Origin of the sequence: Pseudomonas sp. Marseille-P9899 (genome assembly GCF_903166565.1) — a bacterium.
In the GTDB taxonomy this organism is placed as follows: domain Bacteria; phylum Pseudomonadota; class Gammaproteobacteria; order Pseudomonadales; family Pseudomonadaceae; genus Aquipseudomonas; species Aquipseudomonas huaxiensis.
Window position 1 is genome coordinate 236,733 of sequence record NZ_CAESCG010000009.1, and the last position, 13,369, is coordinate 250,101.

Below are 13,369 nucleotides of genomic sequence, written 5' to 3' on the forward strand. Positions count from 1 at the left end.
ATCACACCTCGGCTTTGCGGTAGTTGAACCCGATCGGGTGCGGCTGGTTGCGGGCCTTGGCCAGTTCGATCTGTTTCTGCCGGTCGATGGCGCTGCGGCGCGTCTTCTCGCTCAGGCTGTCCCAGCAATGCGGGCAACTGATACCTGGCGAATAGTGCTCCGAGGCCCGCTCGTCGGCGTTGATCGGGTGGCGGCAGGCGTGGCACTGGTCGTAGTCGCCTTCGCTGAGGTCGTGACGCACGGTGACCCGGTTGTCGAAGACGAAGCAGTCGCCCTGCCACTTGCTCTGCTCCTGAGGCACCTCTTCAAGGTATTTCAGGATCCCGCCTTTAAGATGATAGACCTCTTCGAAACCCTCACCGAGCATATAGCTGGAGGCCTTTTCGCAACGGATGCCACCGGTGCAGAACATGGCGACCTTCTTGTGCCGCGACGGGTCGAAGTTGGCCTTGATGTAGTCGGGGAATTCACGGAAGGACGTGGTCTTCGGATCGATCGCGCCTTCAAAGGTGCCGATGGCCACTTCGTAATCGTTGCGGGTATCGATCAGCAGGACTTCCGGGTCGCTGATGATGGCGTTCCAGTCCTGGGGCTCGATGTAGGTGCCGACCGCCTTGTTCGGGTCCACACCTGGCACGCCCAGGGTGACGATCTCTTTCTTCAGCTTGACCTTGGTGCGGTAGAACGGCTGTTCGTCGCAGTACGACTCTTTATGGTCGACATCCACCAGGCGCGGGTCATTGCGCAGCCAGGTCAGCAGGCCGTCGATACCTTCGCGGGTGGCGGAAACCGTGCCGTTGATGCCTTCTTCGGCCAGCAGCAGGGTGCCTTTGACACCGTTGGCTTCCATGCAGGCGAGCAGCGGCTCGCGCAGCTCGACGTAGTCTTCGAGGGTGACGAACTTGTACAGCGCCGCCACGACAATGGATTGGGTCATGCTTGCAACTCTCCAGTGGTCACCCTCGTAAAGGGCGGACCGGGTCAAAAAATACAAATAAAAACGCGCCGACAAGCGGCGCGGGTGCGGATTCTAGCAAAACCTGAATTTGAAATCAGTGCTTGCTGCCTCCGGCACAGGTGGGCGAAGCCGGCGCGCTGCCGACTTTTTCCCATTCCTGCGGGGTGTAGGTGTGCAACGCCAGCGCATGGAACTGGCCCATCAGGTCGCCGAGGGTGGCGTAGACCTTCTGGTGCCGCTTGACGCTGTTCAGGCCTTCGAATTGCTCACTGACCAGCACCGCCTTGTAGTGGGTTTCCACGCCACGGCTGTGCATGTGGCTCTCGTCCAGCACCTCCAGGTGCTGGGTGGCCAGTGCTTGAAGGCTCTGTTCGATCTTCTGTTGCATCGACATGAACGGCCCCGCTTACGGCTTCTTGGCTGGAGCGGCGGCTTTGCCGGCGTTCGGGTCGAGTTCCTTGGTCATGTCATCCAGCAGCTTGTTGACCACCGGCACCGCGCTTTCCAGCTTCTGCTGGGTCAGTTGGGCCGATTGCTGGGTAACGACAGGCATTTTTTCCAGGACTTTCTTGCCCAGCGGCGACTGGTAGAAGGCCACCAGGTCTTTCAGCTCGGTCTCGGTGAACGCGCTGGTGTACAGCTTGATCATGTCTGGCTTGAGCTTGTTCCAGCCGATGGCGTTATCCAGCGCGGCGTTGGCCTTGGCCTGGTAGCTGTCGAGCACGGACTTCTTCGAAGCAGGGGCTTTGGTCTGTTCGAAGCGCTGACCGAACATCTGCTGAACCTGCATGTAGACCGGAGTTCCGAGCTTGTCGGCGTGCGCCAGCATGAGGAATGTCTCGGCAGATTTAGCGTGGCTGGCGGCATCGGCGAAAACCTGGCCGCTGGCGCAAACCAGCGCGACAGCCGTGCAGAGGGCGCGAAGACGGGTCATCGAAATTCCTTAAAAGTAAGTGAGTGTTTCCAGCGTAGAGCATTCTGCGCCGACCGGAGCTTCTGCTCAATAGTACGAGAGACTATGGAACCGGCCCGGATCATCAGGGCCTAAACTGCTTTGTCAGACCTTGCATCTTGCATAAGGAGTGGGTAGCGCATGAGCCGTATCGAAACTGACAGCCTCGGACCGGTCGAAGTTCCGGACCACGTTTACTGGGGCGCCCAGACGCAACGTTCCCTGATCAACTTCGCCATCGGCAAGGAACGCATGCCGCTGGCGGTGCTGCACGCCCTGGCGCTGGTCAAAAAAGCGGCTGCACGGGTCAACGACCGCAACGGCGACCTGCCCGCAGCGATCGCCCGACTGATCGAACAGGCCGCCGACGAAGTGCTCGACGGCCAGCACGATGATCAGTTCCCGCTCGTCGTCTGGCAGACCGGCAGCGGCACCCAGAGCAACATGAACGTCAACGAAGTGATCGCCGGCCGCGCCAATGAACTGGCCGGCAAAGGCCGCGGCGGCAAAGACCCGGTGCACCCCAACGATCACGTCAACCGCTCGCAAAGTTCCAACGACTGCTTCCCCACCGCCATGCACATCGCCGCCGCCCAGGCGGTGCACGCCGATCTGCTGCCGGCGATCGCCGAGCTGTCTGCGGGGCTGGCGGAGCTGTCGGCGCGGCACATGCACCTGGTCAAGACCGGGCGCACCCACATGATGGACGCGACGCCGATCACCTTCGGCCAGGAAGTCTCGGCCTGGGTCGCCCAGCTCGATTACGCCCAGCGGGCCATCCGTTCGGCGCTGCCGGCAGTCTGTGAACTGGCCCAGGGCGGCACGGCGGTCGGCACCGGGCTCAACGCGCCGCACGGCTTCGCCGAGGCTATCGCGGCGGAATTGGCGGCGCTGTCCGGGCTACCGTTCGTCACCGCACCGAACAAGTTCGCCGCCCTGGCCGGCCATGAACCGCTGACCAGCCTCGCCGGCGGCCTGAAAACCCTCGCCGTGGCGCTAATGAAGATCGCCAACGACCTGCGCCTGCTCAGTTCCGGCCCTCGCGCCGGCTTTCAGGAAGTGCGCTTGCCGGCCAACGAGCCGGGCAGCTCGATCATGCCCGGCAAGGTCAACCCGACCCAGTGCGAGGCCCTGTCGATGCTGGCCTGCCAGGTGCTCGGCAACGACACCGCGGTCAGCTTCGCGGCGAGCCAGGGCCATTTGCAGTTGAACGTGTTCAAGCCGGTGATCATTCATAACCTGCTGCAATCCATCGAGTTGCTGGCTGACGGCTGCCGCAACTTCCAGCAGCACTGCGTCGCCGGCATCGAGCCGGACCCGCAACAGATGGCCGCGCACCTGGAGCGCGGGCTGATGCTGGTGACCGCGCTGAACCCGCATATCGGCTACGACAAAGCGGCGGAAATCGCCAAGAAGGCCTACAGCGAAGGCACCACCCTGCGCGAAGCGGCGCTCACGCTGGGTTACCTGACTGATGCCCAGTTCGATGAGTGGGTCCGCCCCGAGCAGATGCTCGAGGCGGGTGGCAAAGGCTGAGTCAACGGGCCAGGCGTGCGCGCCTGGCTCGCCAGCCGGCGCTGATCGACGGTCCCAAGGCGGTCAGCGCCGACCCCAGCACCACCACCAACGCGCCGGCATACCCGAGGCCGTTGATCTGCTCGGCGGTTACATAATCCGGCCACAACCACGCGGCCAACGCCACGGCGACGAACGTCACCAACGGCGTGAGCGCCAGGGTTGCGCTGACCCGCGAAGCCTCCCAGTGCGCCAGCGCCTCGGCGAACGCGCCGTAGGCCACCAGGGTATTCAGGCAGCAGGCCAGTAGCAGCCAGCCTTGCAGCGCCGTCAGTTGCAGCACTTCCAGCGGATGCGCCCAGGGCGTCAGCAACAGCGCGCAGCACAGGTAGATCACCATCATCACCTGCATGGAATTCCACACCGTCAGCAACTGCTTCTGGCCGAGGGCATAGAACACCCAGATCGTCGACGCCAGCAGAATCACCAGCACGCCGGTGGTGTAGGCGCTGAGCGAGGTCAGCAATTCCTCCAGCCGCTGGTTGAAGAACAACCCGAAACCCGCCAGCAACAGGGCCAGACCGAAACCCTGCCCGGCACTGAAATGTTCCTTGAACAGAAACACGCTGCCGATCAGCAACAACACCGGCCCCACCTGCACCACCAACTGCGCGGTGCCGGCACTGATCAGCTTCAGACCGATGAGATAAAGCACGTAGTTGCCCACCAGGCCGAAGGTGCAGACCGCCACCAACAGCTTGCCGCGCCGCCCCAGCGGCGTGAACGACGGCAGCCGGCGGGTTGCCGCCAGCCACGCGAACAAGAGCCCGCCGGAGACCAGCAGGCGATACCAGGTGACAGTAATCGGGTCCATGACCAGCAGGACCTGCTTGAGCTTGACCGGAAGGATGCCCCACAGCAGGGCCGTCAACAGCGCCAGGAACAGACCATAGGCCCAGCGTCCGGAAGAGATATGCATGATGGCCTCGATAGCCCGGGGTGGTGGTTGGGTGTACGGCAACACACTGACAGCTGGACCCGGTGCGGTGCTGGTCCAGAAAGGACATCGCGCCCTTTCAAAAGGCCGGAGTCACGTGGGGGCGCTGGCCTGCCAGCGCCCCCACGCCGCTATTTACTTCTTGTGCTTGCGAAACGCGGCTTCCAGCGCGTCATTGATCGTGCGCAGCACTTTCACCCGGGCCCAGCGCTTGTCGTTGGCTTCCACCAGCGTCCAGACGGCGATCTCAGTGCTGGTGCGGTCGACCATATCCCCCACCGCCTGGGCGTACAGGTCCCACTTGTCGCGGTTGCGCCAGTCTTCCTCGGTGATCTTGAAGCGCTTGAACGGGATCTGCTCGCGCTCCTGGAACCGCTCCAGTTGGGTCTGCTGGTCGATGGACAGCCAGAACTTCACCACCACCACGCCGGCATTGCTCAACTGCTCTTCGAAATCGTTGATCTCGCCGTAGGCGCGCATCCAGTCGGCCGGGGTGCAGAAGCCCTCCACCCGCTCCACCAGCACCCGGCCGTACCAGGAACGGTCGAAGACGGTGAATTTGCCGCGTGCCGGGATGTGCCGCCAGAAACGCCACAGATACGGCTGCGCGCGTTCTTCCTCGGTCGGTGCGGCGATGGGAATGATGCGGTACTGACGCGGGTCCAGCGCCGCGGCCACCCGGCGGATCGCCCCGCCCTTGCCCGCCGCGTCATTGCCTTCGAATACCGCCACCAGCGAATGGTGCTTCATGCGCTTGTCGCGCAGCAGCCCGGCCAGGCGTGCCTGCTCGGTGAGCAGTTGGTCCTGGTACTCGTTCTTGTCCAGCCGCACGCTCAGGTCGAGGCTGTCCAGCAGGCTGAGCTGGTCGATGCTCTCGCCCAGCGGGGCAATGTGGGTGGGCTGCTTGATCGTGCCTTCGGTCTTGAGGGCGTTTTGCAGGCCCTCCAGCAGAATCCGCCCAACCGCCAGGCTGCGGTAATGCGGGTCCGAGCCTTCGATCACATGCCAGGGGGCATAGTCGCGGCTGGTGCGACGCAGCACGCGCTCGCCGAAGCGCACGAAGCGGTCGTAGGTTTCCGACTGCTGCCAGTCCAGCGGGCTGATCATCCAGCGGCTGTGCGGGTCAGCCTTGAGCGCCTTGAGCCGCCCCTTCATCTGTTTCTTGGACAGGTGGAACCAGAACTTGAAGATCAGCGCGCCTTCGTCGCAAAGCATCTGCTCCAGGCGCTCGGCACCGCTGATGGCCTGGTCCAGCACCGCGTCCTTGAACTGGCCATGAACCCGCCCCTGCAGCATCTGGCTGTACCAGTTGCCGAAGAACACGCCCATCCGCCCCTTGGCCGGTAGTGCCCGCCAGTAGCGCCAGGCCGGTGGCCGGGCCAGTTCTTCATCGCTCTGCTGGTCGAAGGTGCGCACCTCGATCAGCCGTGGGTCCATCCATTCATTGAGCAGCTTGACCGTCTCGCCCTTGCCAGCGCCCTCGATGCCGTTGATCAGCACGATGACCGGGAAACGTGCCTGCTGCTTGAGCTCGAACTGGGCTTCGAGCAGGGCCTCGCGCAGGGCGGGCACTTCGGCGTCGTAGGTTTCTTTGTCGATCGCGTGACCGATTTCAGCGGATTCAAACATACCAGGCTCCCTTCTTGGATAAGCAAGACTAGCGGATCGCCATCGATTTTGTCGCTGCCGTGCGCGAGCTTGCGCCAGGTCAAACGGCCGCCGGGCGATCAGATAGAATGCGCCATCCGCTGTAGCCGAGCCCGCCATGACCGACACCCCCGCCCCACGCCACGCCCAGATCGACTGGGACGAACAAGGCCGACCGCATTCGCGGCAGTACGACGACATCTATTTCTCCAAGGACCAGAGCCTGGCGGAAACCGAGCACGTGTTCATCGAGCAGAACGACCTGCGCGAACGCCTCAAGGCCCTGGCGCCGGGAAGCCGCCTGACCATCGGCGAAACCGGCTTTGGCACCGGCCTGAATTTCTTCTGCGCCTGGCAGTTGTTCGAGCAACTCGCGCCCGCCGATAGCCGCCTGCATTTCATCAGCGCCGAGAAGTTTCCCCTCAGCCGCGACGACCTGCGCCGCGCCCTGGCCCTGTGGCCGGAACTGACGAGTTTCAGCGAGGCGCTGCTGCAGCAATACGTCGCGGTGCACGACGGTTACCAGCACTTCCTCTTCGATAACGGCCGGGTCAGCCTGACCCTGATGATCGGTGACGCCAGCGAACAGTTCGCCCGGCTGGACGGCCAGGTCGACGCCTGGTTCCTCGATGGCTTCGCCCCGGCGAAAAACCCCGACATGTGGACCCCGGAACTGTTCGCCCAGGTCGGTCGGCTTTCCGTGCCTGGCACCACGCTGGGCACCTTCACCAGCACCGGCTGGGTGCGCCGGGCGCTGATCGCGGTGGGCTTCAAGATGAAGCGCATTCCCGGCATCGGCAAAAAATGGGAAGTGCTGCGCGGACGCTTCGAGAGCCGGCCGGAGGAGCATCCGGCGCCAGCACCCGCAGCGCCTTGGTATCGCCGGCCACCGGAGTTGTCCGACCCGCGCCAGGCACTGGTGATCGGTGCCGGACTGGCGGGTTGCGCCAGTGCCGCGAGCCTCGCCGCGCGCGGTTGGCAGGTCGAGTTGCTGGAGCGCCACGCCGGCCCGGCGCAGGAAGCCTCGGGCAACCCGCAAGGCGTGCTGTACCTGAAACTGTCGGCCCACGGCACGCTGCTCTCGCAACTCATCGTCAGCGGCTTCGGCCACACCCGGCGTCTGCTGGAGCGCTTGCAGCGCGGCACCGACTGGGACGATTGCGGCGTGCTGCAACTGGCCTTCGACGACAAGGAAGAGCAACGTCAGGCCGTGCTGGCCGGCGCCTTCAACGAGGAATTGTTGCAACGCCTGGACCGTCAGCACGCCGAGGCCGTGGCCGGGGTGGCCCTGGCCAGCGGCGGGCTGTTCTATCCCGAAGGCGGCTGGGTGCACCCGCCGGCGCTCTGCCGCTGGCACCTCGCGCAGCCCAATGTGCGCCTGCTCACGCACCATGACGCGCTGCAACTGCGCAAGGTCGATGGCCTCTGGCAAGCCTGGGATGGCGAGCGGCTGCTGGCCTCGGCGCCGGTGGTGGTGCTGGCCGGTGCCGCCGATATCCAGCGCTTCGACGGCTGCGCCGGCTTGCCGCTCAAGCGCATACGCGGGCAGATCACCCGCCTGCCGGTCACGGCCGCCAGCCAGACGCTGAACACCGTGGTCTGCGCCGACGGCTATGTCGCGCCGTCGCGGCAGGGCGAGCACACCCTGGGGGCCAGTTTCGATTTCCACAGCACTGACCTGGCCCCGACCACCGAGGAGCACCGCAGCAACCTGGAGCTGCTGCGGGAAATCTCCGCCGACCTCGCCGAGCGTCTGGATATCGATCACCAAGACCCGCACCGACTGGAAGGCCGCGCTGCATTTCGCTGCACCACCCCGGATTACCTGCCGCTGGTGGGGCCGGTGGCGGATGCGCCGAAGTTCGCCGAAGCCTATGCGTCCCTGGCGAGGAACGCCCGGCAGATTCCCGAAGCCGATTGCCCATGGCTGGAGGGGCTTTATGTGAACAGCGGACACGGCTCTCGCGGGCTGATTACCGCACCGTTGTGCGGGGAGCTGGTGGCGGCGTGGATCAACGGCGATGCCCTGCCAGTGCCACGGGAACTGGCGGAGGCCTGCCATCCAAATCGCTTCATGCTGCGCGAACTGAAGCGCGGTAGCGGGAGGTAAACCCTGGGCGCGTGTCTGCGCAGGGCCTTTCCACTTATTCCATATCGATCTAAAACTCCCAGGATTCGCACCGGTCAGTTTCTGAGTGCCCACCTTTCGGGCACCTTCCCCAACGGCAAAACCGGTAAGGACTTATGTGCGGATTAGCTGGAGAGTTTCGTTTCACCCCTGTAGCCACCCCTTCGCGCCCGGCGGACCTCGCCGCGGTTGAACGGATAACCCATCACCTGGCGCCCCGCGGCCCCGACGCCTGGGGCTTCCACAGCCAGGGGCCGATCGCCCTGGGCCATCGCCGCCTGAAAATCATGGACCTGTCCGATGGCTCGGCCCAGCCCATGGTCGATGCGCAACTGGGCCTGTCGCTGGCCTTCAACGGCGCCATCTACAACTTCCCGGAACTGCGCAGCGAGCTGGAAAGCCTCGGCTACGTCTTCTATTCCGGCGGCGACACCGAAGTGCTGCTCAAGGGCTATCACGCCTGGGGCGAACAGCTTCTGCCACGGCTGAACGGCATGTTCGCCCTGGCAATCTGGGAGCGCGACCGCCAGCAACTGTTCCTCGCCCGCGACCGCCTCGGCGTCAAGCCGCTGTACCTGTCGCGGACCAACGAGCGCCTGCGTTTCGCCTCGACCTTGCCGGCCCTGCTGAAAGGCGGCGATATCGACCCGGTGCTGGACCCGGTAGCGCTCAATCACTACCTGAACTTCCACGCCGTGGTGCCGGCACCGCGCACCCTGCTGGCGAACATTGAGAAACTGCCGCCAGCCACCTGGATGCGTATCGACGCCCAGGGCCGCAGCCAGCAGCAACAGTGGTGGAGCCTGCATTACGGGCCCCACACCGATGAACAGGACCTGGGCCTGGAAGACTGGCGCGACCGGGTTCTGGACAGCACCCGCGAGGCGGTGGCGATCCGTCAGCGCGCGGCCGTCGATGTCGGCGTGCTGCTCTCGGGCGGCGTCGATTCCAGCCTGCTCGTGGGCTTGTTGCGCGAGGCCGGGGTCGAGGACCTGTCGACCTTCTCCATCGGCTTCGAGGATGCCGGCGGCGAACGCGGCGACGAGTTCCAGTACTCCGACCTGATCGCCAAACACTACGGCACCCGTCACCACCAATTGCGCATCGACGAGCGCGAGATCATCACCCAGTTGCCAGCGGCCTTCCGGGCCATGAGCGAGCCGATGGTCAGCCACGATTGCATCGCTTTCTACCTGCTGTCGCGGGAAGTGGCCAAGCACTGCAAGGTGGTGCAGAGCGGCCAGGGCGCCGACGAACTGTTCGCCGGTTATCACTGGTATCCGCAGGTGGATGGCGCGCAGGACCCGCTCGCGGCTTACCGCGCCGCGTTCTTCGACCGCAGCCACGCCGAATACCGCGACGCCGTGCAACTGCCCTGGCTGCTGGAGCATGACGCCGCCGGTGATTTCGTCCGCGAGCATTTCGCCCAGCCCGGCGCCCGCGAGGCGGTGGACAAGGCGCTGCGCCTGGACAGCACGGTGATGCTGGTGGATGACCCGGTGAAGCGGGTCGACAACATGACCATGGCCTGGGGACTGGAGGCACGCACGCCGTTCCTCGATTACCGCCTGGTCGAGCTGTCGGCGCGGATCCCGGCGCGCTTCAAGCTACCCGACGGCGGCAAGCAAGTACTCAAGGAAGCCGCGCGGCTGGTCATCCCAAGCGAAGTGATCGACCGCAAGAAAGGCTATTTCCCGGTGCCCGGCCTCAAGCATCTGCAAGGCGCGACCCTCGACTGGGTGCGCGAGTTGCTGCTCGACCCGAGCCAGGATCGCGGCCTGTTCAACCCGGCGATGCTCGACCGCCTGCTGAGCGACCCGCATGGTCAGCTCACACCGCTGCGCGGTTCGAAACTGTGGCAACTGGCGGCCCTCAATCTGTGGCTCAGCGAACAAGGAATCTGACCGATGAAGCCTCACACTTCCGCCTACGGCCAGCGCTTGCTGCGCGGCCAGGTGCCGTCCTATGAACGGCTGCAGGCACGCCTGGCCGGTGACGGCAACGAACCCAGCGACGAGCCCCGCGCCCTGCATTGCGGCTGGGGCCGCTTGCTGGTCGGCCACACCTATTCCGAGCCGGCCCTGCTGGCCGCCGCGCTGCTTGAAGAGCAACCCGGCGAGCGCGATATCGCGCTGTATGTCGCCGCGCCGCAGCAAGTGCTGGCCCAGGCGCCGCAGCAACTGTTCCTCGATCCGTCCGACACCCTGCGCCTGTGGTTCAGCGACTATCGCCCGGCGCAGCGGGTGTTCCGTGGCTTCCGCATCCGCCGCGCGCAGAGCGACGAGGACTGGCAGGCGATCAACACGCTGTACCTGACCCGCGGCATGCTGCCGGTGAACACCGTCCTGCTGACCCCGCGTCATCTCGGCGGGCCGGTGTACTGGCTGGCCGAGGACGAAGACAGCGGCGCGGTGATCGGCAGCGTCATGGGCCTGAATCACCACAAGGCGTTTGACGACCCGGAACTGGGCAGCAGCCTCTGGTGCCTGGCGGTGGACCCGAACACCACCCGGCCGGGGGTCGGCGAGGTGCTGGTGCGCCACCTGATCGAGCACTTCATGAGTCGCGGGCTCAGCCACCTCGACCTCTCGGTGCTGCACGACAACCGTCAGGCCAAGCGCCTCTACGCCAAGCTCGGCTTCCGCAACCTGCCGACCTTCGCGGTCAAGCGCAAGAACGGCATCAACCAGCCGCTGTTCCTCGGGCCCGGTCCTGAAGCCGGGCTGAATCCCTACGCGCGGATCATCGTCGAGGAAGCTTATCGCCGCGGCATCGACGTGCAGGTGGATGATGCCGATGCAGGGCTGTTCACCCTCAACCATGGCGGGCGCCGGGTGCGTTGCCGCGAGTCGCTGAGCGATCTGACCAGCGCGGTCAGCATGGCCCTCTGTCAGGACAAGCAACTGACCCACAAGACCCTCGCCGCCGTCGGCCTGAAGCTGCCGGCCCAGCAACTGGCCGGCAGCGCCGATGACAACCTGGCCTTCCTCGAAGACCACGGCGCGGTGGTGGTCAAGCCGGTGGATGGCGAACAGGGCAATGGCGTCGCCGTCAACCTGAGCAGTCTTGACGAACTCAACCACGCCATCGAACAGGCCCGTCGCTTCGACAGCCGGGTGCTGCTGGAAAGCTTCCACGAAGGGCTCGACCTGCGCATCGTGGTGATCGGTTTTGAAGTGGTGGCCGCAGCCATCCGTCACCCGGCCGAGGTGATCGGCGATGGCCTGCACAGCATCGGCGCGTTGATCGAAGCTCAGAGCCGTCGACGCCAGGCCGCCACCGGTGGTGAAAGCCGCATCCCGCTGGATGACGAAACCGCGCGCACCCTGCACGCCGCCGGCCTCGACTACCACAGCGTGCTGCCCGCAGGGCAGCGCCTGGCGGTCCGCCGCACCGCCAACCTGCACACCGGCGGCTGCCTCGAAGACGTCACCGCGCAATTGCACCCGACCCTGATCGATGCCGCGATCCAGGCCGCCCGCGCCCTGGATATCCCGGTGGTCGGGCTGGACCTGATGGTCCGCGCCGCCGATCAGCCGGAGTACGTGTTCATCGAAGCCAATGAGCGCGTTGGCCTGGCCAACCACGAACCTCAACCCACTGCCGAACGTTTCGTCGACCTGCTGTTTCCTCACAGCCGGCCCACGCCATGAACCAAGGAGTGCGTATGTCCGCCCCACTACCCGAACCGGACCTGAACTACCTGCAGAAAGTCCTGCTGGAAATGCTCGCGATCCCCAGCCCCACAGGCTTTACCGATACCATCGTGCGCTACGTTGCCGAACGCCTGGAAGAACTCGGCATCCCCTTCGAGCTGACCCGTCGCGGCACCATCCGCGCCACCCTCAAGGGCCGCAAGAACTCCCCGGACCGCGCCGTTTCCGCGCACCTGGACACCATCGGCGCCAGCGTGCGCAACCTGCAGGACAACGGCCGCCTGGGCCTGGCGGCGGTGGGTTGCTGGTCCAGCCGTTTCGCCGAAGGCAGCCGGGTCAGCGTGTTCACCGACAACGGCGTGTTGCGCGGCAGTGTGCTGCCGCTGATGGCCAGCGGACACGCCTTCAACACCGCCATTGACCAGATGCCGGTGAGCTGGGAGCACATCGAAGTGCGCCTGGACGCCTACTGCGCGACCCGCGCCGATTGCGAGTCGCTGGGGATCAACATTGGTGATTTCGTCGCCTTCGATCCCTTGCCCGAGTTCACCGAAAGCGGCCATATCAGCGCCCGGCACCTGGATGACAAAGCCGGCGTCGCCGCATTGCTGGCGGCGCTCAAGGCCATTGTCGAAAGCGGCCAGCAGCCGCAGATCGACTGCCATCCGCTGTTCACCATCACCGAAGAAACCGGCTCCGGCGCTGCGGGCGCCCTGCCTTGGGATGTCAGCGAATTCGTCGGCATCGACATCGCCCCGGTCGCGCCCGGCCAGCACTCCAGCGAACACGCGGTGAGCGTGGCGATGCAGGACTCTTCCGGGCCCTATGACTACCACCTGTCGCGGCACCTGCTGCACCTGGCCCATGAACACAACCTGCCGGTGCGGCGTGACCTGTTCCGCTATTACTTCAGCGACGCCCACTCGGCGATCACCGCCGGGCACGATATTCGTACTGCGTTGCTGGCTTTCGGTTGTGATGCAACCCACGGTTATGAACGCACCCATATCGACAGCCTGGCGGCGCTGAGCCGGTTGCTGGGCGCGTACCTGCTGAGCCCACCGGTGTTCGCCGCCGACTCGCATCCGGCGGGGAGTTCACTGGAGCGGTTCAGTCATCAACTTGAGCATGACGCGCAGATGGAGAGTGACACGCGGGTGCCGGCGGTTGAGGAGGTGCTGGGCAGGCGGGATCAGTGAGTTGAATTGAGGACCTCATCGCTGCGGTTCGGCGCCCCGACAAGCCAGCGATGAGCAGGGGTATCTACACATCTCACAGGCAAGCAAAAAGCTTCAGGCCACCCCAAAACTGTGGGAGCGGATTCATCCGCGAAGGGCCGCAAAGCGGCCCCAAAACCATCCTGCACGAGGTGGCTTTCTATGTTCGGTGTTTCTTTCGACCTCAGGACGCCTGAATGCGAGATCCAGACCAGCCAGAAACAAGGTGCTGGATGGATTTAGGGCCGCTTTGCGGCCCTTCGCGGATGAATCCGCTCCCACGGGATTGCAGGTGACCG

10 protein-coding genes are annotated in these 13,369 nt (G+C 64.9%); 5 read left to right on the plus strand and 5 right to left on the minus strand.

Annotated features, from left to right (window positions below):
• Nucleotide 1: 1 nt before the first annotated feature.
• The 3 genes from trhO to HWV67_RS29105 all read right to left on the minus strand — a co-directional run bounded on the left by trhO (nucleotide 2) and on the right by HWV67_RS29105 (nucleotide 1,892).
• On the minus strand, nucleotides 2-937 hold the full coding sequence (gene trhO / locus HWV67_RS29095; RefSeq protein ID WP_095155484.1) for an oxygen-dependent tRNA uridine(34) hydroxylase TrhO: 936 nt from the start codon (nucleotides 935-937) through the stop codon (nucleotides 2-4).
• Nucleotides 938-1,052: 115 nt separating this feature from the next.
• Complete coding sequence (locus tag HWV67_RS29100) at nucleotides 1,053-1,352, minus strand: BolA family protein (protein ID WP_175653729.1); 300 nt, start codon at nucleotides 1,350-1,352, stop codon at nucleotides 1,053-1,055.
• A gap of 12 nt (nucleotides 1,353-1,364) precedes the next feature.
• Nucleotides 1,365-1,892 (minus strand): DUF2059 domain-containing protein, encoded by a 528-nt coding sequence (locus HWV67_RS29105; protein WP_175653730.1) that lies wholly within the window; start codon nucleotides 1,890-1,892, stop codon nucleotides 1,365-1,367.
• Nucleotides 1,893-2,051: 159 nt separating this feature from the next.
• On the opposite strand from HWV67_RS29105, the gene HWV67_RS29110 reads away from it, so the two are divergent.
• Nucleotides 2,052-3,446 carry a class II fumarate hydratase gene (locus HWV67_RS29110; protein WP_175653731.1) on the plus strand — a complete coding sequence of 465 codons (1,395 nt, stop codon included), beginning with the start codon at nucleotides 2,052-2,054 and terminating at the stop codon, nucleotides 3,444-3,446.
• A 1-nt stretch (nucleotide 3,447) separates the two neighbouring features.
• Here the strand turns inward: HWV67_RS29110 and HWV67_RS29115 are convergent, their stop codons facing one another.
• Together HWV67_RS29115 and pap are read right to left on the minus strand one after the other, a co-directional pair.
• Nucleotides 3,448-4,404 carry a DMT family transporter gene (locus HWV67_RS29115; RefSeq protein ID WP_175653732.1) on the minus strand — a complete coding sequence of 319 codons (957 nt, stop codon included), beginning with the start codon at nucleotides 4,402-4,404 and terminating at the stop codon, nucleotides 3,448-3,450.
• 153 nt (nucleotides 4,405-4,557) lie between these two features.
• A complete protein-coding gene (pap, locus tag HWV67_RS29120; protein WP_175653733.1) occupies nucleotides 4,558-6,051 on the minus strand; it encodes a polyphosphate:AMP phosphotransferase in 1,494 nt (497 codons plus the stop codon).
• A gap of 136 nt (nucleotides 6,052-6,187) precedes the next feature.
• Here pap and mnmC point away from each other — a divergent pair, with 136 nt between their 5' ends.
• From mnmC to HWV67_RS29140, 4 genes are all read left to right on the plus strand, one after another.
• Nucleotides 6,188-8,179 carry a bifunctional tRNA (5-methylaminomethyl-2-thiouridine)(34)-methyltransferase MnmD/FAD-dependent 5-carboxymethylaminomethyl-2-thiouridine(34) oxidoreductase MnmC gene (gene mnmC, locus HWV67_RS29125; RefSeq protein ID WP_175653734.1) on the plus strand — a complete coding sequence of 664 codons (1,992 nt, stop codon included), beginning with the start codon at nucleotides 6,188-6,190 and terminating at the stop codon, nucleotides 8,177-8,179.
• 134 nt (nucleotides 8,180-8,313) lie between these two features.
• Nucleotides 8,314-10,101, plus strand: coding sequence for an N-acetylglutaminylglutamine amidotransferase (locus HWV67_RS29130; protein WP_175653735.1), 1,788 nt, complete (start codon nucleotides 8,314-8,316; stop codon nucleotides 10,099-10,101).
• Nucleotides 10,102-10,104: 3 nt separating this feature from the next.
• Nucleotides 10,105-11,850: an N-acetylglutaminylglutamine synthetase gene (gene ngg, locus HWV67_RS29135; RefSeq protein ID WP_175653736.1), complete on the plus strand. Its 1,746-nt coding sequence runs from the start codon at nucleotides 10,105-10,107 to the stop codon at nucleotides 11,848-11,850.
• 14 nt (nucleotides 11,851-11,864) lie between these two features.
• Nucleotides 11,865-13,052: an osmoprotectant NAGGN system M42 family peptidase gene (locus tag HWV67_RS29140; RefSeq protein ID WP_175653737.1), complete on the plus strand. Its 1,188-nt coding sequence runs from the start codon at nucleotides 11,865-11,867 to the stop codon at nucleotides 13,050-13,052.
• The last annotated feature ends 317 nt before the right edge of the window (nucleotides 13,053-13,369 follow it).